Raw genomic sequence first — 19,819 nt, forward strand, 5'->3', positions numbered from 1 at the left:
GCCGTCAGAACGCCCGGGCCCTAGAACGGCACGTCATCATCCCCGCCCGCGGGTTGGACATAGGCCGCCTTGATGTTCTTGAAGCCCGCCGGGAACTGGACGGTCAGCGTATCCTCGGCGATGCCCATCACCGTGCCCTCGCCGAACTTGGCATGGATCACGCGGTCGCCCACGGTGAACTTCGACGCAGGCTCGGCGTCGATGATGATGGGGGCGCGGTGGACAGGTGCCTTGCGTTCGGAAGCGCGGGACTGCATCCGCTTCCAACCCGGAGAGTTGTAGACATCGGCCTTGGCCGCGCGTTCGTGCAGCGCGTTGACCGGACCGCCCGCAGCGAACGCCATCGCCGCGCCATAGCCGCCGCCGTAAAGGCCGGGCGGGGTCAGCACCTCGACATGTTCGGGCGGCAGCTCATCGACAAAGCGCGAGGGCATGCTGCTTTGCCATTGCCCGTAAAGGCGCCGGTTGCCCGCGAAGCTGATCGTCGCCAGCCGTTCTGCCCGCGTGATGCCGACATAGGCCAGGCGGCGTTCCTCCTCCAGACCCTTGGTGCCGTTCTCGTCCATGGCGCGCTGGCTGGGGAACAAGCCGTCCTCCCACCCCGGCAGGAAGACGATGGGGAATTCCAGCCCCTTGGCGGCGTGCAGGGTCATGATGCTGACCTGTTCGGCTGCCTCGCCCTCGTCCCGGTCCATGACAAGGGCCACGTGTTCCAGGAAGCCTTGCAGGTTCTCGAACTCCTCGAGCGCCTTTACCAGTTCCTTGAGGTTGTCGAGCCGCCCCGGCGCGTCGGGCGACTTGTCGTTCTGCCACATGGCGGTATAGCCGGATTCGTCCAGGATCCGCTCGGCCAGTTCGACATGGTTGACACGGTCGTCCAGGGCGTCGGCATGCCAGCGGCCCAGGGCCTCGGTGAACTGGCGCATCTGGGCGGCGGCCTTGCCCGACAGGTCGCCCGCCGTCAGCGCCGCGACCGTGCCGTCCAGCAGCGACAGCCCGCGCGCCCGCGCCATGTGCTGGATGGCCTGCAGGCCCTTTTCGCCAAGGCCGCGCTTCGGCGTGTTGGCGATGCGTTCGAAGGCCAGGTCGTCGGCGGGGCTGACCACCAGCCGGAAATAGGCCATGGCGTCGCGGATTTCCTGCCGTTCGTAAAAGCGCGGGCCGCCGATCACGCGATAGGGCAGGCCGATCGACATGAAGCGGTCCTCGAAGGCGCGCATCTGGTGGGACGCGCGGACAAGGATGGCAATGTCGTTCAGGCTGGTGCGGCCGACGCTGGCGCGATGGCCGCCATGGAAGGCCTCGATCTCCTCGCCGATCCAGCGGGCCTCGGCCTCGCTGTCCCAATGGCCGATCAGGCGCACGGGTTCGCCGCCCTCGGCCTCGGTCCACAGGGTCTTGCCCAGGCGGCCCTGGTTGGCGGCGATCAGGCCCGAAGCGGCGGCCAGGATCTGCGGGGTCGAGCGATAGTTCTGTTCCAGTCGGATCACCTGAGCGCCGGGGAAATCCTTCTCGAAGCGCAGGATGTTGCCGACCTCGGCCCCGCGCCAGCCATAGATCGACTGGTCGTCGTCGCCCACGCAGCAGATGTTGCGATGCGCCTGGGCCAGCAGCCGCAGCCACATGTACTGCGCGACGTTTGTGTCCTGGTATTCGTCCACCAGGATATAGCGGAAGCGGTCCTGCCAGGACCGCAGCACATCCGGATGCGCCTGGAACAGCGTCACGCAATGCATCAGCAAATCGCCGAAATCGACCGCGTTCAGCGCCAGCAGGCGGTTCTGATAGGCTTGGTACAGCTTGCCGCCCCAGCCGTCGAAACCCGTGCCCTCGCCCCTGGGCAGGTTGGCGGGGGTCAGGCAGCGGTTCTTCCAGCCGTCGATCAGATGGGCCAACTGGCGGGCGGGCCAGCGTTTCTCGTCCAGGTTCTCGGCCTGGATCAGCTGCTTGAGCAGCCGGATCTGGTCGTCGGTATCCAGGATGGTGAAGGAAGGTTTCAGGTGCAGTTCGCCATTGCCGACCAGTTCGGCATGGCGGCGCAGGATCTTGACGCTAATGGAATGGAAGGTGCCCAGCCAGGGCATCCCCTCGACTGTCTCGCCCAGCAGGCGGGCGATGCGGTTCTTCATTTCCCGCGCGGCCTTGTTGGTGAAGGTCACCGCCAGGATCTGGCCCGGCCGCGCCTTGCCCAGCATCAGCAGATGCGCGATCCGCGTGGTCAGCGCGCGGGTCTTGCCGGTGCCCGCGCCCGCCAGCATCAGCACCGGGCCGTCCAGGGTTTCCACGGCGGCGCGCTGCGCGGCGTTCAGCCCGTCCAGATAGGGGGCAGGGCGCGCGGCCATCGCGCGTTGCGACAGCGGCACGCCGCCCATGTCATCGGAATCGTCCAAAAGCTCCATCCCGCCAGCATAGGCGGGTCTGCGGAACATGGAAAGCCCATGTTCCGCCTTTGTTCGCATCTCAGGTGGAATTACCGTCCGCGGATGCGCGGGTCCATCGCGTCGCGCAGCCCGTCGCCGATATAGTTCACGCAGAGAACCGTCAGCGATATGAACAGCCCCGGCAGGATCACCCGCCACGGATACATCACCATCTGGTCCACAGCGTCGTAAAGCAGGCGCCCCCATGTCGGGAAATCGGGCGGGAAGCCCAGGCCCAGGAAGGACAGCGCGCTTTCCGTGATGATCGCCGTCGCGATGCCCAGGGTCGCGGCCACCATGATCGGCGACAGGACGTTCGGCAGCACGTGGCGCAGGATCATGCGGTGCGCGGGGGTGCCGATGGATTTCGCGGCCAGGATGAACTCGCGTTCCTTCAGGCCCAGCACGTCGCCCCGCACGATGCGCGCCGCCTGCATCCAGCTTGTCGCGCCGATGGCCGACACGATCAGGATGAAGGTGCCCATGGCCGGGCCGAAGGATTGCGACAGCGGCTCGCGGAACAGCGTGACCATCAGCAGCAGCAGGGGCAGCAGCGGCAGGGCCAGGAACAGCTCCGTCAGGCGCATCAAGGGCGCGTCCATGCGCCGGAAATAGCCCGACACAAGGCCTATCAGGCTGCCCAGCGTGATCGCGATGATCATGGCCGTCAGGCCCACGGCGATGGAGACACGCCCCCCCGCCATCAGCCGCGCCAGCATGTCCCGGCCCAACTGGTCGGTGCCCAGGGGATGGGCGACGCTGAAGCCCGAATTGCGGGCGCGGATATCCACATAGGTCGGGTCGATGGTCCAGAGATATGGCCCCACCAGCACGAACAGGATGGTCGAGACGAACAGCACAAGGGCCACCATCGCGCCGCGATGGCTGCGGAACTGGCGCCAGACGTCGCGCCACTGGCTGCGGGTCTCGCCCCCGGCGTGCAGGGGGTCGTCCGGGGGCAGGCCGGGGGTGATGCCCGCCGCGACGGAACTGGCCTCAACGGTTTCGGTCACGGACAGGTCGTGCTGGCGTCGGGTCTCAGTCATAGCGGATCCTCGGGTCGAGAATGCCGTAGAGGATGTCGGCAATCAGGGTGAACAGCACGATCAGGATCGCGAAGATGAAGGTCAGCGTCAGCACCATGGGGATGTCGTTGCCGTGGATCGCGGTGATCAGCAACTGGCCCAGCCCGTTCACCTTGAAGACCTGCTCGGTGATGATCGCGCCGCCGAAGACGGCGGGCAGGCCAAGCGCGATCACGGTGATGACCGGGATCAGGCTGTTGCGCAGCACGTGCTTCAGCACCACGGTCTTTTCAGACAATCCCTTGGCGCGGGCGGTGCGGACGTAATCCTGGCCCAGGTTGTCCAGCATGGATGCGCGCATGAAGCGGCTGATCTGCGCCGCGTTATACAAGGCCAGCACCGTCACCGGCATGATCATCTGCCGGACCTGCGCCCAGAAGCTGTTCCAGTCGCGCACCTCCAGCGTGGTGTCATAGACCGACGGGAACCATTGCAGCTTCACCCCGAAGATGATGATCAGCACCACGCCGGTGAAGAAGGTCGGCATGGAAAAGCCGATCATCGACACGAAGGTGCCAAGCTGGTCGAACCACGAATACTGCTTGTAGGCCGAGATGATGCCGATCGGGATCGCGATCAGGATGCCCACCAGGTAGGAAAAGCCCACCACCGTCAGGGTCTGCGGCACGCGCTGCGCGATGACGTCGAAGACCGGGCTGCGCGACTGGAAGCTGATGATCCGCTGCATCCCGGCGCTGAACTGCGTGCCGAAGACATGGTCGAACCAATACAGCGGCTCGACCCAGAAGAACTGCTTCAGCCACAGGACATAGCGCACGTACCAGGGCGATCCCAGGCCAAGCGCCTCGCGCATCCGTTCCTTCACCTCGGGGGGGACGGTCAGGGGCACGTCGCCCAGCGGATCGCCCGGCGATGCCTCGAGCAGCAGGAAGATCACCAGCGAGATGAACAGAAGCGTCGGGATCGCCAGCAGCAGGCGGCGGATGGTGAATGTCAGCATCGATAGCCTCCAGCAGGGCGCGTCATTCGGCGCGGCTCCAATCGGCGATGTTCCAAAGGCTGCCCTCCCACCCGTTGGGCAGGATGCCGGCCAGCGAATTGGCATGGGCGCCGATCATGCCGCGATGGATCAGGGGCAGGACCACATGGCCGTCGGCGGTCAGCATGTCCGTCATCTCCTTGGCGATCCGGTGCCGCTCGCGCGCGGCGCCGGTCTGGTTCAGCGCCGCCATGCTGGCGTCGAAGTCAGGGTCGCAGAAGCGCACGGAATTGTTGCCCTGCCATTGGTTTTCATCATTCGGAACGCGGCTGCAGACGAATTCTTCCAGGAATGACGAAGGATCGGGCAGATAGAAGGCATCGGTGAACATCTGCGCATCGGCCAGAAAACGCGCGCGCGAATCCGGGTTGCCGGCATCGCCGCCGAAGAAGACCGTGCCGTCGATCGTCTTGAGGTCGGTCGCCACGCCGATTTCGGACCACCACTGCTTGACCAGCGACTGCACGTCCTGACGCACCGCGTTCACCGTCGTCTGGAACACCAGCCGCAGCGGCACGCCGTCCTTCTGGCGCACCCCGTCGGGGCCGGGCAGCCAACCCGCTTCGTCCAGCAGCCTGTTCGCGCCCTGGATGTCCTGCTTCAGGCAATCGTCCCGGCCCGAGGTGAAGTCCAGGGGGACCGGGACGATGGTGCAGGTGGGCTTGCCCGCGGGTCCATATGCCAGTTCCGCCAGGATTGGCCGGTCAATGGCCATCGACAGCGCGCGGCGCACTGCCGGATCGGTCAGGAAGGGATGGGGATGGGCCAGCGTGGACCTTTCCTTGCCCAAGGCGGGCGAGGGGTCGGTCTGGTTCAACTCGATCCGCTCGACCATGCTGCCGAAGGATCCGACCAACTTGCCCTTGCCCGCGGCCTCCATCGGGGCCACCACGTCGGGAGCCAGTTGCAGGTTCCAGGCAAAGTCGAACTCGCCCGTTTCCAGCACCGCGCGGGCGGCAGCCATCGCGTCACCGCCGCCCTTGATGGTGACGGTGGCGAAGGCGGGCTTGGCCGGGTCGCGGTAATGGGGATTGGCCTCGAAGGTCGAGACATTGCCCGGCTCGAAGCTGGTGACGCGGAAGGGACCGGTGCCGATGGGACCGAAGTTCTGCTGGGTGCAGCTTGCCCCCGCCTCGCCCAGGCATGGCTCGAACTGGGCCTTTTGCAGGATGGGCGTGCGTCCACCCACGAAGGCCTGCAGCGGGGGATACTTGGGCGCGCTGTAATGGATGCGGACGGTGCGGTCGTCCACGGCCTCGACGGTCTTGATGCCTTCGAATTCCGCCAGGACGGCGCAGCCGAAATCGGGCGCCATGCAATAGTCTGCGGTGAAGGCCACGTCGGCGGCCGTCAGCGGCGTGCCGTCGGACCAGGTCACGCCGGGCTTCAAGCGCCAGGTGACGGTGGTGAAGTCCTCCGAGATGCCGCCGTTCTCGATCGAGGGGATTTCGGCCGCCAGGACCGGGATCAACGCGCCGTCATTGCCGACAAGCGCAAGCGGTTCCAGGATCATGGAGGCGGGATCCACGTCCTTGGCCCCGGTGGACAGGTAGGGATTGAGAACCGACGCGGCCTGCCAGTACAGCACCCGCAATTCGCCGTCGCTGCCGCGTTCCGCAACGGCAGGCGAGGCCATCATCAGCGCCAGGGCCGAGACCAGAGCTTTCTTCACATGCAACCTTTGTCTTGAAGATCCGGCCCCGCGACGGATCGCGGGGCCGGCCGGGATTTACTGGACGCGGGTCCAGTCGGCCACGTTCCACAGTTCCGAATCCCAGGCGTTCAGGTTGACGCCGCCCAGGGTGTTCGAATGGGCCGAAGCCGTGCCGCGATACACCAGCGGGATGATCGCGTTGCTTTCCTTGGTCAGCATGTCGTTCAGGCGCTTGCCGATCTCGGCACGTTCCGCCGGATCGACGGTCCGCGACAGTTCCGCCAGCAACTGGTCATAGGCTTCGTCGCAGAAGCGGCTGATGTTCTCGCCCTGCCACTGGTTCGCGGGGCTTGGTGCCTTGTCGCAGGTCCATTTCGCCAGATAGGGCGCCGGGTTGCCGCCTTCGAAGTTGTCGGCATACATCTCGACATCGGCATAGAACTTTTGCAGCGTGTCGGGCGAGCCGGGGTCGGACCCGAAGAAGACCGAGGCATCGACGGTCTTCAATTCGGTCTCGATGCCGATTTCCGACCACCATTGCTTGATCAGCGCCTGGAAGTCTTGGCGCACCGCGTTGACCGAGGTCTGGTAGACCATCCGCAACTGCACGCCGTCCTTTTCGCGCACGCCGCTGCCGCCCATGACCCAGCCCGCTTCCTCGAGCAGCGCATTCGCGCCCGCGATGTCCTGGGTCAGACATTCGGTATTGTCCGAAGCCCAGGCCTCGGGGGCGGGGACATAGTTGCAGGTCGGCTGGCCCGAGGCGCCATAGCCGATTTCCGTCAGCAACTGGCGGTCGATGGCCATCGACAGCGCCTTGCGCACCGCCGGGTCGGTCAGGAAGGGGTGGGGATGGGCTGCGGTTGAACGCTCGCCTTCCGGGTGGGCCGAGGACGGGTCGGTCAGGTTGACGTGGATGCGTTCGACAAGGCTGCCAAAGGCGGCGCTGACCTTGCCGCGGCCCATCTGCTCCATCCCGGCGATGACGTCGGGGGCAAGCTGGGTGTTCCAGGCATAGTCGTATTCGCCGGTTTCCAGCACCGAACGCGCCGCCGCCGCCGCATCGCCGCCGCCCTTGACAGTCGCGGTCGCAAAGGCGGGCTTGGCGGGGTCGCGGTATTCGGGATTGGCCTCGAAGGTGATCACGTCATTTGTCAGGAAGCGCGTGACGCGGAAGGGGCCGGTACCGATCGGGTTGAAGTTCTGGTCCGTGCAGGTCGGCGCGTTTGCGCCCAGGCAGTTTTGGAACTGCGCCTTTTGCAGGATCGGTGACTGCGATCCGACAAAGGCCGAATACGGGTCGGGCATGGCGTCGATGAAGTTGATCCTGACGGTCAGGTCGTCGACCGCCTCGATCGATTCGATCCCCTCGAACTTGGCCAGTTGGGAACAGCCGCCCTCGGGGTCCATGCAGTACTGGCCGGTGAAGACCACGTCCTCGGCCGTGACGGGGCTACCGTCGGACCATTTCAGCCCTTCCTGCAGCTTCCAGGTGACCGACTTCAGATCCTCGGCAATGCCGCCGTTCTCCAGTGTGGGGATCTCCGCCGCCAGGCGGGTGTAATGCTCGCCGTCCGGTGTCATGCCCGCCAGCGGCTCCAGCGTCATGCTGGAGGCGATGATTTCCTTGGTGCCCCCCGAAAGGTAGGGGTTCATCGTGGATGGCGCCTGCCACATGATGATGTTCAGCGCGCCGTCGCTGCCCCGCTCGGCCATGGCTGCAGGGGCCAGTGCCAGGGTGGCGGCTGCGCTCATCAGCAGTGTCTTAAGCTTCATCAATCTCTCCTGTCGGAAGTTGCTGCCCGCAGGTCGCGGCCAGAACGGTTGGTGCCCTTGTTCAGGCTTTTTTACCCATACCCCGGTTCATCCGGGTTCTTGTCCTGGTCCTGCGGACCTGCGGAATGGGATCAGTTTCAATCGAAGCCCATTTGGAAAGCAAGCCTTATCGCGCGACCATCCGTCCCTTGTTTCAGCTTTGACATTTCGCAGGCGGTCGCTAGCCTTGCGAAGGCACTGAACCGGGGACGATCTGATGCTGGATGAAAAACCGCTTGTTTCCATTGAGAAACTTCGCGTCGAGTTCGAAACCGGCGATGGCGTCGTGGTGGGTGTCAAGGACATCAGCTTTTCCATAAAGCCGGGCGAATGCGTCTGCGTCGTGGGGGAATCCGGATCGGGCAAATCGGTCAGTTCGCTGTCGCTGATGCGGCTGGTGGAGTTCGGCGGCGGCACCATCGCCAATGGCCGTCTGATGTTCGACGGCGGCGACGGCAAGGTCATCGACCTGGCCCAGCAATCCACGCCGGCGATGCGCGACATCCGCGGCAACCAGATCGGCATGATCTTCCAGGAACCGATGACGGCGCTGAACCCCGTCTTCACCGTGGGCGACCAACTGACCGAAGGGCTGATGGTCCACCGCGGCCTGACCAAGGCACAGGCCCGCGCCCGCGCGTTGGAGATCCTGCGCCAGGTCCGCATTCCCGAACCCGAACGCCGGCTGGACCAGTATCCGCACGAACTCTCGGGCGGAATGCGACAGCGTGTCGTGATCGCCATCGCCATGGCCTGCGAACCGCGCCTGTTGATCTGCGACGAACCCACGACCGCGCTGGACGTGACCATCCAGGCCGAGATCCTGGCCCTCATCGACCGGCTGAAGCGCGAAAAGAAGATCGCGGTCCTGTTCATCACCCATGACATGGCCGTGGTGGCGCAGATGGCGGATCGCGTGGTCGTCATGTATCGCGGCAACAAGGTCGAGGAAGGCCCCGTCGCCGAGGTCTTCGAGAACCCGCAGCAGGATTACACCAAGATGCTGCTGGCCGCCGTGCCGCGTCTGGGCGAGATGACCGGCAAGGCGGCGCCGGAACGGATGCGCCTGATGCGCGACGGCACCGTCAGCGCTCCGGAACCCATCGTCGTCAAGGATCCCAAGCCGCTGCTGACGGTCCGGAACCTGACCACCCGCTTTGCGGTCAAGGGCGGCCTTTTGCGCCGCACCGTCGCGCGTGTTCACGCGGTCGAGGATGTCAGCTTTACCATCAATGCGGGCGAAACCTTGTCGCTGGTGGGTGAATCCGGCTGCGGCAAGTCCACCTGCGGACGTTCGCTGCTGCGTCTTGTGGAACCCGAATCCGGCACGGTCGATCTGGGCGGCACCGACATCCTGGCGCTGTCGCCCGGCGAATTGCGCCGGGCGCGCCGGGACATGCAGATGATCTTCCAGGATCCCTTTGCCAGCCTCGATCCGCATATGAAGCTGTATGACCAGGTGGCCGAGCCGCTGGAAAACTACGGCATCGGCAGCCGGTCCGAGCGCAAGGACCGCATCGCCGCGCTGTTCGACCGCGTGGAACTGCCACGCAGCTTCATGCGCCGCTATCCGCACGAGATGTCGGGCGGCCAGCGTCAGCGCATCGCCATCGCCCGTGCCCTGGCGCTGAACCCCAAGCTGATCGTCGCCGATGAGGCCGTGTCGGCGCTTGACGTGTCGGTGCAGGCGCAGGTGCTGAACCTGCTGATGGAATTGCAGGGGGATCTGGGGATCTCGATGCTGTTCATCAGCCATGACATGGCGGTGGTTGAACGCGTCAGCCACCATGTGGGCGTGATGTATCTGGGCCGGATCGTGGAAATCGGCACCCGCCAGCAGGTGTTCGAGAACCCCCAGCACAGCTATACCCGGCAGTTGATGGCCGCCGTGCCGGTCGCCGATCCACGCCAGAAGAAGATCAGCGAGGATCTGAATTTCAAGCCGATCCCCTCGCCGATCCACCCGGTGGATTACCAGGCGCAGCCTTCGGTCTATCGAGAGGTCGCGCCGGGTCACAAGGTTCTGGTCGACCCTGTAACCCACGGGTAGGGGATATCTTGCAATCGAAGCGGTAATGCGGATCTGAACTGTTTGTGAACACCTTTTTGCTGACCGCAAAAGAGTAACTTATCAGAAATATTAACAAAGGTTAATATATATAAGCGGAACATCGCCTGTTCCGATCCCCTTTGCCTGTGTCTGCTGCACATTTTTTCGCCAGCAGCAGGCCGGATAGCAAGGAGGTCATTCGACATGAACAATCCAGCAAACCTGAAAGCCCTTTTGGCGGGGTCCGTCCTGACGGCGGCATTCGCAGTGCCATCTTCTGCGCAAACCCTGAACGTGGACATTGCCGAGCTTGAGGGAAAAAGCGAGGAATGCCGGTCCCTGGGCCAGTTCATCGCCGATCAGGGCGGCAGCATCGCCGGTGCCGAACCCACACGCGTTGCAGATGCCGTGAACAACGATGTCGCGCAGGAATGCGCCGACATACAGGCCCTGCTGACGACGGAAGCAGGCGCCGCGCAAGACAGCGCCACAGCGGAAGCCGAGGCCGAGGCGACCACCGAATCCGTCGTCACGTCCGAGGAAGCGACCATCGTCGGCGAGGCTGTTGTCCGGGTTCCCGAACCCAATGTCGATGTTCGCGTGCCCCGGCCCGAGGTGACGGTGCGCCAGGCTCCGCCGCAGGTCAGCGTGCAGGACGGCGCCGCCCAGATCGAGGTCGAGCAGGCGCAGCCCGAAATCGCGGTCGAGATCCCCACGATCAACGTCCGCGTCACAATGCCTGCACCCAGCATCTATGTGCTGCAGGGCGATCCGCAGGTATCGGTGACCGAGGCCGATCCGCAGGTCGAGGTTGTCCAGGGCGAACCCGAGATCATCGTCACGCAGCCCGATCCCCAGCTGGACATCGGTCTGGGCGTGGCCCAGGGCGAACAGGCGCCGACCGATCAGGCCCAGGACACGGCCGAGGGTGACGGGGCGCAGCAGGTTTCGGGCAATGTCGATCTGGAACAGCAGCAGCCGATCGTCAGCTTTGTCGCCCCCGCGGAAGAGCCTCAGGTGGACATCACCCGCGCCGAGCCCGAAGTGTCCTTCTCGGGCGCCACCCAGCCCAACGTGACGATCACCATGACCGAGGAGCCGACGGTCGACGTTCAGATGACCGGAGAGCCGCGGGTCACGATCGAGACGCCCGAGGAACGGGAACAGCGCCGCGCCGGCCAGCAGGCCGCTGCCACGGATACCCCTGTCGGCATGGCCGACCCGGCCGCCGGCGGTGCGGATGCCGGTGCCGCTGCCAATGCGGGCCAGATGACGGTCGGCGATGTCATGCTGATGACCGTCGTGACGGCGGACGGGCAGGATCTCGGCAATCCCGAAGGCGTCATCGACATGCAAGGGCAGCAATACCTGCTTCTCAGCTCGGGCGGGTTCATGGGTCTCGGCGACAAGGTCGTGCCGGTTCCCCTGACCGTGGTTTCGATGAACGGTGAACAACTGGTGCTGGGCACCGTGACCGAAGCCGACATCCAGCGCGCGCGGGATTTCCAATACGACGAAAACCAGGCCATGCAGGAAGATCAGCCGGTTGCCATGACCAACTGATCCCCTCGTGCCGCATCCACGGCCCTGCCGAAACCGGCAGGGCCTTTCTGCGTCCGCAGGAACCGGGCGCTGCCCTAAACCTGCATCTTGTGCAGAACACCCTCTTTAACTGGCTGTTCAGCGGTCCTAGTCTGGCATCGAAGGAGACCGAACATGCCAGTCAAGAACCGATTTGCCGAACTGCTTCCCGAAATCACCGCATGGCGCCGCGATTTCCACGAACATCCCGAACTGCTGTATGACGTGCACCGCACCGCGGGCCGGGTGGCCCAGTTGCTGCGCGACTTCGGCTGCGACGAAGTGGTGGAAGGCATCGGCAAGACGGGCGTGGTCGGCGTCATCAAGGGCAGGACCGACAGCCAGGGCCGGGTGATCGGCCTGCGCGCGGACATGGACGCCCTGCCGATCATTGAACAGACGGGCCTCGATTATGCATCCAGGACGCCAGGCAAGATGCACGCCTGCGGCCATGACGGCCATACGGCCATGCTGCTTGGCGCGGCGAAATACCTGGCCGAGACGCGCAATTTCGACGGCACCGCCGTTGTGATCTTCCAGCCGGCCGAGGAAGGCGGGGCAGGCGGAGAGGCGATGGTGCTGGACGGGCTTGTCAGCCGCTGGAACATCCAAGAATTCTATGGGATGCACAACATGCCGGGGATGCCGGTCGGCACCTTCGCCATCAAGCCCGGCGCGATGATGGCCGCGGCCGACCAGTTCGACATCACCGTGACGGGCAAGGGCGGGCACGCGGCCAAGCCCCACGAATGCATCGACACGACCCTGACCGCCGCGCAGATCATCGTCGCGATGCAGTCGGTCGTGGCGCGCAACATCGACCCGCTGAAGAACGCAGTGATCTCGGTCTGCGTGGTCAGCACGGATTCCACGGCGCATAACGTGATCCCGCAGGTGGTCAAGCTGAAGGGCACCGCCCGCAGCCTCGATGCCGGCGTGCGCGACCAGCTGGAAGAAGGCATCCGCCGTGTCGCCACCAACATCGCCGCCGCGATGGGCGCGGTGGCCGATGTCGATTACCACCGCGGCTATCCGGTCACCGTGAACGACGACCAGGCCACCGTCTGGGCGGCCGATGTCGCGCGCGAGATCTCGGGCGGGGTGAACATGGACATGCAGCCGATGATGGGCGGCGAGGATTTCAGCTATATGCTGAACGAACGCCCCGGCGCCTATATCTGGGTCGGCAACGGCGACACGGCCATGGTCCATCACCCGGCCTATAACTTCAACGACGATGCGATCCCCGCCGGGTCAAGCTGGTATGCCGGCATGGTCGAGGCGCGGATGCCCGCCGCCTGATCGCACTTGCCGCCGGGGGATGTCGCGCCAGCCCCCGGCGGTGTCGGAAATGCGATTGTCATTCCGCTGCAATCGTCCGAAATGCTGTCAGCCTGACAGCCAAGGAAGCGGAGCCCCATGAAAAGCTATACCCTGCGCGTGACCTGCGCCTCGACCCGCGGGATCGTGGCCGCGATCTCGGGCTATCTGGCGGGACATGACTGCAACATCACCGACAGCGCGCAGTTCGACGACACCGAAACCGGCCGCTTCTTCATGCGCGTCAGCTTCCGGTCCGAGGGGGGGGCGACGCTGGACCAGTTGCAGCAGGGCATCGCCCCCATCGCCGAACGCTTCGGCATGGAGGCCGAGTTCAGCGACGACGCGGTCAAGAAGAAGGTCGTGATCATGGTCAGCCGCTTCGGGCATTGCCTGAACGACCTGCTGTATCGCTGGCGGATCGGCGCGTTGCCCATCGACATCGTGGCAGTGATTTCCAACCACATGGATTACCAGAAGGTCGTCGTGAACCACGACCTGCCCTATTACTGCGTCAAGGTCACCAAGGAAAACAAGGCCCAGGCCGAGGCCGAGCAGATGCGCATCGTCCGCGAGACGGGGGCGGAACTGATCGTGCTGGCCCGTTACATGCAGGTGCTGTCGGACGAGATGTGCCAGTCCATGTCGGGGCGGATCATCAACATCCACCATTCCTTCCTGCCCAGCTTCAAGGGCGCCAACCCCTACAAGCAGGCCTATGAACGCGGGGTCAAGCTGATCGGCGCGACCAGCCATTACGTGACCGCCGACCTGGACGAGGGCCCGATCATCGAACAGGACACCGTCCGCGTCACCCACGCGCAATCGCCGGGCGACTACGTCTCGCTGGGCCGCGACGTCGAAGCGCAGGTCCTGGCCCGCGCCGTCCACGCCCATATCCATGGGCGCGTGTTCCTGAACGGCGACAAGACAGTGGTCTTCCCGCCCTCGCCGGGCAGCTATGTCAGCGAGCGGATGGGGTGACGGACGTGTCCTGCAGCGCCGGCAGCTGCTCTGACAGAACCTTGGTGGCATAGGCCCCCGCAAGCGGCGCAATGCGGTCGTAAACCGGCGTCCGGGCGCAGATGTCCCACCACTGGCGGTAATAGGCCAGGTCATGGCGCTTGATCTTCTGCGTGGGATTGAGAGGCAGTTCCCTGGCCCCTGTCCTGTCCAGAGCGGCTGTGATCTGCCTTTCCTGGTCAGGCGTCAGCCGCAGGTGGAAGGGTTTCGGGATCCGGCCTGCGAAATGCACGACGGCTGGCGGAAGCCGGGGCCCGCGGGCAGGTGCGTCGTGAAAGCGGAAATTGTAGCGGTCATGGGCACGCACATAGTTGCTGCCGTGGGTCAGCGAGAAAAGGCCTTGGTCGCCGAAGGAAAGGCCCATTTCGGCCTGCGCCCACCTGGCCGTTTCAATATAGGCGCCGATGCCCACCCCGTCCCGGCGAAGCTTGTCGAGGTTGATGACGATCGCCCCGCTGTTCAGGACCCCCTTGGATATGCGCCGGATCTTGTCGGGGGATGCGCCGCGCGCGGCTGCCTGACGGGCCGGACCGCAGATCAGGGGCGGGGCGAACGGCGCCTCTCGGCAGGCCGCCAGGTATCGGCCCAAAAGCGGCTGTTTCAGGAAGGGCAGCAGGTCGTTCGTGACGATCGTATCAAGCGGATCTAGGTAGATGATCCGCTTGATATCCGCCGGCAGATAGAGATGCGCCGTGTACCACAGAAAGCGCGCGCCATAGGGCTTCTGCCCCAGCTTGCTGAGAAGGTCGAAATCCTTCCGTTCCTGCACCTGGACAGGATGCAGCGTCAGGTTCGGCAGCCTTGCGACAAAGGCGGAAAGGTCCGTCAGGTCCTGGGGCGCAAGCCGCATGTAGAACAGCCAGAACTGGATGCGGTCCCGGGGATGGGTTTCGGCAAGCGACTGCAACAGGACCTGCAGCACATCAAGGTTGCTGCCGCCGATCGACGTCATCACGTCCAGCCGGGCCGGCGGGCGTTCGCCGCCGTGCCGCCAGCCCTGAAAGGCTTCCAGACCGACTGTCCAATAGCTGGGAAAGCGGCGATAGATCACTTGCGCCAGCGGCCGTGCATCAAGAAGGGTCATGGGGCCTGTCTGGAGCGGGGCAAGAGTGCCGATACTGTTTCCCGCATGGATAGCGCGGGCCTTGTGCCGCCTTCAAGCGGCGGTTTGCCCCTAAGGGCGGCAAAGGCTGCCCCGGCAGGAAGCCGGGGCGGGTGCATGGTTACTGCGGCAGCTCGGCCGTGATGCCTTCCACGAAGAAGTTCATGCCCGATAGTTCCTCGTCCGTGGCCGTCTGGCCATCGGCCAGCCAGGCGGAACCGTCGGCCTTGTTCAGCGGGCCGGTGAAGGGGTGGTACTCGCCCGCTGCGATCTTGTCGCGCAGGGACTCGGCCTCGGTCTTGACCTCGGCGGGGACGGCGTCCGTGATCTCGCCGATGGCGACGATGCCGTCGCCGATCCCGCCCCAGACGCCTTCGGGCTGCCACGTGCCGTCCAGGACGCGACCCACGCTTTTGACGTAATGCGCCCCCCAGTTGTTATAGACCGAGGACACGCGCGGCGACGGCGCGAACGATGCCATGTCGCTGGCCTGGCCGAAGCCGATCTTGCCCTGCTGCTGCAGTTGCGCCAGCGGCGCGGTCGAGTTGGTGTGCTGCAGGATCACGTCCACGCCCTCGGCCATCAGGGCGTTGGCGGCATCGGCCTCTTTCGCGGGGTCGAACCAGGTATAGGCCCAGACGACCCGCATCTCGACATCGGGGTTGACCTTCTTGGCGTGGATATAAGCCGAGTTGATGCCCTGGATCACCTCGGGGATGGGGAAGGTCGCGATATAGCCGATCTTGTTCGACTGGGTCATGCGGCCGGCGATGGTGCCGGTGACGGCGCGGCCTTCGTAGAAGCGGCCGTCATAGGTGCCCACGTTCTCGGTGCGCTTGTAGCCGGTGTTGTGTTCGAACTTGATGTCGGGGAACTTGGCCGCGACGTTGATGACCGCATCCATATAGCCGAAGCTGGTGGCATAGATCACGTCATTGCCAGCCAAGGCCAGCTGGGTCAGCGCGCGTTCGGCATCGACGCCCTCGGGGACGTTTTCCAGATAGGTGGTTTCCACCCGGTCGCCGAACTCGGCCTCGACCGCCAGGCGGCCCTGGTCGTGCTGATAGGTCCAGCCGCCGTCGCTGACGGGGCCGACATAGATGAAGCCGACCTTCAGCGGGTCTTCCTGGGCCCAGCCGGGCAGGGCCAGGCTGATCGTCGTCATGGCGGCGACGCTGGCGATAAGCTGTCTGCGGTTCATGTGTCCCTCTCTCTGATTGGCCCGGCGCGGTCAGCGCAGGGCGTGGAAATCCTGCCCCAGCGATCCGGGGGCCGCGCCGCCTGCGCGGCGGCTGAACTTTTGCCGGGCCGAGATGGCGACCAGCACGATGATCGTCGCCAGATAGGGCGCCATGGACAGAAGCTGCACCGGCACCCGCACGCCCGCCGCCTGAAGGCGCAGTTGCAGCACGGTGACGCCGCCGAACAGCCATGCGCCCGCCAGAACGCCCACTGCCGTCCAGTTGGAGAAGACCACGATGGCAAGGGCGATCCAGCCTGCGCCCGCCGTCATGCCCTCGGTCCATTGCAGCACGGTCGCGACCGAGATGAAGGCCCCGCCGATGCCGGCCATGGCCCCGCCGAAGGCGATGGCGGCAAGGCGCACCCGGCGCACGTCATAGCCAAGTGCATGGGCGGCGTCGTGGTTTTCCCCCACGCCGCGCAGGATCAGCCCCGCGCGCGACCTGTTCAGGAACCACCAGACCGCGGGCACCATCGCGAGGCCCAGCCATACGATCCAGTTCAGGCCCAGCGGCCCGGCGCTCATGATGGGTGCTCGCACGCCCTCGACCGGCTTGCCGAACAGCGCGGCGAGGCCCAAGCCAAACAGGGTCAGCGCCAGGCCCGAGGCGACTTGGTTCGACATCAGGAACTGCGTCAGGATCGCGAAGGGCAGGGCCACCAAGGCACCGGCCAGGGCCGCCACGGCAAAGCCCAGGAAGGCGTTGCCGCTGTAATAGGCGGTGGCAAAGCCCGACAGGGCGCCAACGATCATCATCCCCTCGACGCCCAGGTTCAGGACGCCCGCGCGTTCGACGACCAGTTCGCCCAAGGCCGCGAACAGGATCGGGGTCGAGGCCGACAGAAGCAGCAGGAACAGGGCAACGGGGTCGATCATGCCGTAACCCTTCTGGTGATGCGGTAACGGGTCAGCAGGTCGAAGCCCAGCAGGAAGAACAGCAGCATCCCCTGGAAGACCTGCACGGTGGCGGCGGGCAGGTTCATCGTCAGTTGCGCCAGTTCCCCGCCGATATAGGTCAGCGCCAGCAGCAGCCCGGCCAGAAGGATGCCGACGGGGTGCAACCGGCCCAGGAAGGCCACGATGATCGCGGTGAAGCCATAGCCCACGCCGACCTTGTCGGTGATCTGGCCCGCCGGCCCCGCGACCTCGAACAGGCCCGCCATGCCGGCAAGCGCGCCTGACAGGCCCAGGCAGAAGGCCACCAGGGTTTCCGGCTTCACCCCTGCGAAGCGGGCGGCGCGGGGGGCGGTGCCGGCGGCGCGGATATGGAAGCCCCGGATATGACGGCTCATCAGGAACCAGGTCGCCAGCACGGCGGCGGCTGCCGCGACCACGCCCCAATGCGCGCCCGTCCCGGCGATCAGTTCCGGGTTCGATGCTGCGGGATATTGCTGAAGGTTGCGCGAACCGGGCATCCCGAAGCCCTCGGGGTTCTTCATCGGCCCGAATGCCATCCAGGCGGCGATGCGCTGCGCGACATAGACCAGCATCAGCGACACCAAAATCTCGGACGCGCCGAACCAGTTGCGCAAAAGCGCCGGGATCATGCCCCAGGCCCAGCCGCCAAGGGCGCCCGCGACCACCATCGCCGGGAAGATCCACATCTCGGGGGCGGGATAGGCGGCAAGCGCCACGGCGGCGCCGGTGATGGCGCCGATGATGTATTGCCCTTCGGCCCCGATGTTCCAGATGCCTGCGCGAAAGCCCACGGCCAGGCCGGATGCGATCAGGATCAGCGGCGCGGCCTTGACCAGCAGTTGCGGGCGGGAATAGCCGGCGGCGGGACCGAACAGCGGATCCCAGAAGATGGTGCGGATCGCAGACACCGGGTCATAGCCCATGATCGCGAACAGCAGCCCGCCCGCCAGCATGGTGGCCGCCACCGCCATGACCGGAGTCGCGATCTGCCAGAAGGCCGAGGTTTCGGTGCGGGGGACAAGGCGGATCATAGGTGGGCCACCTCCATCCCATGCGCGCCGCCCAGCATCAGGCCGATCTGGTCCAGCGTCAGCCCCTCGGTCGGGACGGGGGCGGAAAGGCGGCCTTCGTTCAGCGCGCAGAAACGGTCGGAAAGTTCCAAAATCTCGTCCAAGTCTTGGGAAATCACGATGACGCCCGCGCCCTGGCCCGCCAGGTCCAGCAGCGACTGGCGCACGGCGGCGCTGGCCCCCGCATCCACGCCCCAGGTGGGCTGGTTCACCACCAGCACGCGGGGTGCCTGCATCACCTCGCGCCCGATGACGAATTTTTGCAGGTTGCCGCCCGACAGCGCCTTGGCGGCGGTGCCGGGGCCGGGGGTGCGCACGTCGAAGGCGCGGATCACCGCTTCGGCAAAGGCGCGGGCGGCGGGGCGGTCGATCAGGCCCTTGCGCACCAACTGCCTGCGCGCGCCTGCCGTCAGCAGCGTGTTTTCGGTCAGGCTGAAATCGGGAACGGCCGCATGGCCTAGCCGATCCTCGGGCGCGGCCAAAAGGCCTGCGGCGCGCCGTGCCTCGGGGCCAAGACGCGACAGGTCGGCGCCTTCCAACAGGATCGAGCCGGAGGCGCTGCGAGCCTCGCCCGACAGCGCCGACAGCAATTCGTCCTGGCCGTTCCCGGCGACGCCGCCGATGCCCAGAATCTCGCCCGCGCGCAGGGTCAGGGCGACGGATTTCAGGGCCGTGCCTTCCGCCGTTGGGGCAGGCAGGGACAGGTCCTTGACCTGCAGCAGCACCTCGCCCGCCTGCCGTCCGCTGCGGTCGATGGGGCGCATTTCCCCGCCCACCATCATCGCGGCCAGCGTCCGGGCCGAATGTTCGCGCGGGTCGCAACTGTCCACCACCCGGCCGTGGCGCAGGATCGTGGCGCGGTCGCAATGGGTGCGGATTTCTTCCAGCTTGTGGCTGATATAGAGGATCGCGGTCCCGTGGCCCGCTAGCTTGCGCAGGGTCGCGAACAGCAGTTCGGCCTCTTGCGGGGTCAGGACGCTGGTCGGTTCATCCATGATCAGCAGGCGGGGGTTCTGCAACAGGCAGCGGATGATCTCGACTCGCTGGCGTTCGCCCGCCGACAGGGTGACGACGCGGCGGGCGGGGTTCAGGGGCAGGCCGAAATCCTGGCTGACCTGCGCGATCCGGGCAGAGAGTTCACGTCGGGGCGGCGGGTTCTCCATCCCCAGGGCGATGTTTTCCGCAACCGTGAGGGCATCGAACAGCGAAAAATGCTGGAACACCATCGCCACGCCTGCCGCGCGCGCGGCCCGAGGGTCGGCGGGCTGGTGCGGCTGGCCGTTCAGGGTCATGTCCCCCTCGTCCGGGCGGACGAGGCCATAGATCATCTTCACAAGCGTGGATTTGCCCGCGCCGTTCTCGCCCAGCAGGGCATGGATTTCCCCCGGCGCGACCGTAAAGGACACATCGTCATTGGCGCGGACGCCGGGATAGGATTTGCCGATCCCCCTGGCCTGGAAAACTGCCGCGTCGGTCAAACTTTGTCCCCTTGGTCAAATCCTTGCCCTGCTTATCCCGGCTTCGCCCCCTTGGGCAAT

The 19,819-nt window shown here is 65.5% G+C and carries 14 protein-coding genes; 4 read left to right on the forward strand and 10 right to left on the reverse strand.

Going from position 1 to position 19,819, the window contains the following annotated elements; genetic code table 11:
- Window positions 1-20: 20 nt before the first annotated feature.
- The 5 genes from FIU66_RS02925 to FIU66_RS02945 form a co-directional block, all read right to left on the reverse strand.
- Window positions 21-2,399 (reverse strand): ATP-dependent helicase, encoded by a 2,379-nt coding sequence (locus FIU66_RS02925; RefSeq protein WP_167623367.1) that lies wholly within the window; start codon window positions 2,397-2,399, stop codon window positions 21-23.
- A gap of 71 nt (window positions 2,400-2,470) precedes the next feature.
- Entirely contained in the window at window positions 2,471-3,466 is a 996-nt protein-coding gene (locus tag FIU66_RS02930; RefSeq protein WP_167621315.1) for an ABC transporter permease, read from the reverse strand.
- Window positions 3,459-4,466 (reverse strand): ABC transporter permease, encoded by a 1,008-nt coding sequence (locus tag FIU66_RS02935; RefSeq protein ID WP_167621316.1) that lies wholly within the window; start codon window positions 4,464-4,466, stop codon window positions 3,459-3,461. The genes FIU66_RS02930 and FIU66_RS02935 overlap by 8 nt, the downstream gene beginning before the upstream one ends.
- 22 nt (window positions 4,467-4,488) lie before the next feature.
- A complete protein-coding gene (locus FIU66_RS02940) occupies window positions 4,489-6,183 on the reverse strand; it encodes a peptide ABC transporter substrate-binding protein (RefSeq protein ID WP_370528939.1) in 1,695 nt (564 codons plus the stop codon).
- Between the two features lie 51 nt (window positions 6,184-6,234).
- Window positions 6,235-7,935: a peptide ABC transporter substrate-binding protein gene (locus tag FIU66_RS02945; protein WP_167621317.1), complete on the reverse strand. Its 1,701-nt coding sequence runs from the start codon at window positions 7,933-7,935 to the stop codon at window positions 6,235-6,237.
- 256 nt (window positions 7,936-8,191) lie between these two features.
- On the opposite strand from FIU66_RS02945, the gene FIU66_RS02950 reads away from it, so the two are divergent.
- The 4 genes from FIU66_RS02950 to purU all read left to right on the forward strand — a co-directional run bounded on the left by FIU66_RS02950 (window position 8,192) and on the right by purU (window position 13,909).
- Complete coding sequence (locus FIU66_RS02950; protein ID WP_167621318.1) at window positions 8,192-10,024, forward strand: ABC transporter ATP-binding protein; 1,833 nt, start codon at window positions 8,192-8,194, stop codon at window positions 10,022-10,024.
- Window positions 10,025-10,228: 204 nt separating this feature from the next.
- Entirely contained in the window at window positions 10,229-11,587 is a 1,359-nt protein-coding gene (locus tag FIU66_RS02955; protein ID WP_167621319.1) for a hypothetical protein, read from the forward strand.
- Window positions 11,588-11,740: 153 nt separating this feature from the next.
- Complete coding sequence (locus tag FIU66_RS02960; RefSeq protein WP_167621320.1) at window positions 11,741-12,907, forward strand: M20 aminoacylase family protein; 1,167 nt, start codon at window positions 11,741-11,743, stop codon at window positions 12,905-12,907.
- 117 nt (window positions 12,908-13,024) lie between these two features.
- The gene (gene purU / locus FIU66_RS02965; protein ID WP_167621321.1) at window positions 13,025-13,909 is read left to right on the forward strand and encodes a formyltetrahydrofolate deformylase; all 885 of its coding nucleotides are present in this window, start codon (window positions 13,025-13,027) and stop codon (window positions 13,907-13,909) included.
- On the opposite strand, the gene FIU66_RS02970 is transcribed toward purU, so the two are convergent.
- The 5 genes from FIU66_RS02970 to FIU66_RS02990 all read right to left on the reverse strand — a co-directional run bounded on the left by FIU66_RS02970 (window position 13,890) and on the right by FIU66_RS02990 (window position 19,759).
- Window positions 13,890-15,032 carry a glycosyltransferase gene (locus tag FIU66_RS02970; RefSeq protein WP_167621322.1) on the reverse strand — a complete coding sequence of 381 codons (1,143 nt, stop codon included), beginning with the start codon at window positions 15,030-15,032 and terminating at the stop codon, window positions 13,890-13,892. The two genes, purU and FIU66_RS02970, sit on opposite strands and share 20 nt — an antisense overlap.
- A 139-nt stretch (window positions 15,033-15,171) precedes the next feature.
- Window positions 15,172-16,251, reverse strand: coding sequence for a BMP family ABC transporter substrate-binding protein (locus FIU66_RS02975; RefSeq protein WP_167621323.1), 1,080 nt, complete (start codon window positions 16,249-16,251; stop codon window positions 15,172-15,174).
- A gap of 30 nt (window positions 16,252-16,281) precedes the next feature.
- Window positions 16,282-17,169, reverse strand: a complete 888-nt coding sequence (locus FIU66_RS02980) for an ABC transporter permease (RefSeq protein WP_167621324.1) — start codon at window positions 17,167-17,169, stop codon at window positions 16,282-16,284.
- Window positions 17,166-18,242: an ABC transporter permease gene (locus FIU66_RS02985; protein ID WP_167621325.1), complete on the reverse strand. Its 1,077-nt coding sequence runs from the start codon at window positions 18,240-18,242 to the stop codon at window positions 17,166-17,168. The genes FIU66_RS02980 and FIU66_RS02985 overlap by 4 nt, the downstream gene beginning before the upstream one ends.
- Window positions 18,239-19,759 (reverse strand): ABC transporter ATP-binding protein, encoded by a 1,521-nt coding sequence (locus FIU66_RS02990; protein WP_167621326.1) that lies wholly within the window; start codon window positions 19,757-19,759, stop codon window positions 18,239-18,241. The genes FIU66_RS02985 and FIU66_RS02990 overlap by 4 nt, the downstream gene beginning before the upstream one ends.
- Window positions 19,760-19,819 lie beyond the last annotated feature (60 nt).

Origin of the sequence: Paracoccus sp. AK26 (assembly GCF_011801365.1) — a bacterium.
Classification (GTDB): domain Bacteria; phylum Pseudomonadota; class Alphaproteobacteria; order Rhodobacterales; family Rhodobacteraceae; genus Paracoccus; species Paracoccus aerius.

What these genes read in the sequence shown, in the direction of transcription:
- FIU66_RS02925 (WP_167623367.1), bottom strand. Translation starts at nt 2,399, where the DNA reads ATGGAGCTTTTGGACGATTCCGATGACATGGGCGGCGTGCCGCTGTCG.
- FIU66_RS02930 (WP_167621315.1), bottom strand. Translation starts at nt 3,466, where the DNA reads ATGACTGAGACCCGACGCCAGCACGACCTGTCCGTGACCGAAACCGTT.
- FIU66_RS02935 (WP_167621316.1), bottom strand. Translation starts at nt 4,466, where the DNA reads ATGCTGACATTCACCATCCGCCGCCTGCTGCTGGCGATCCCGACGCTT.
- FIU66_RS02945 (WP_167621317.1), bottom strand. Translation starts at nt 7,935, where the DNA reads ATGAAGCTTAAGACACTGCTGATGAGCGCAGCCGCCACCCTGGCACTG.
- FIU66_RS02950 (WP_167621318.1), top strand. Translation starts at nt 8,192, where the DNA reads ATGCTGGATGAAAAACCGCTTGTTTCCATTGAGAAACTTCGCGTCGAG.
- FIU66_RS02955 (WP_167621319.1), top strand. Translation starts at nt 10,229, where the DNA reads ATGAACAATCCAGCAAACCTGAAAGCCCTTTTGGCGGGGTCCGTCCTG.
- FIU66_RS02960 (WP_167621320.1), top strand. Translation starts at nt 11,741, where the DNA reads ATGCCAGTCAAGAACCGATTTGCCGAACTGCTTCCCGAAATCACCGCA.
- purU (WP_167621321.1), top strand. Translation starts at nt 13,025, where the DNA reads ATGAAAAGCTATACCCTGCGCGTGACCTGCGCCTCGACCCGCGGGATC.
- FIU66_RS02970 (WP_167621322.1), bottom strand. Translation starts at nt 15,032, where the DNA reads ATGACCCTTCTTGATGCACGGCCGCTGGCGCAAGTGATCTATCGCCGC.
- FIU66_RS02975 (WP_167621323.1), bottom strand. Translation starts at nt 16,251, where the DNA reads ATGAACCGCAGACAGCTTATCGCCAGCGTCGCCGCCATGACGACGATC.
- FIU66_RS02980 (WP_167621324.1), bottom strand. Translation starts at nt 17,169, where the DNA reads ATGATCGACCCCGTTGCCCTGTTCCTGCTGCTTCTGTCGGCCTCGACC.
- FIU66_RS02985 (WP_167621325.1), bottom strand. Translation starts at nt 18,242, where the DNA reads ATGATCCGCCTTGTCCCCCGCACCGAAACCTCGGCCTTCTGGCAGATC.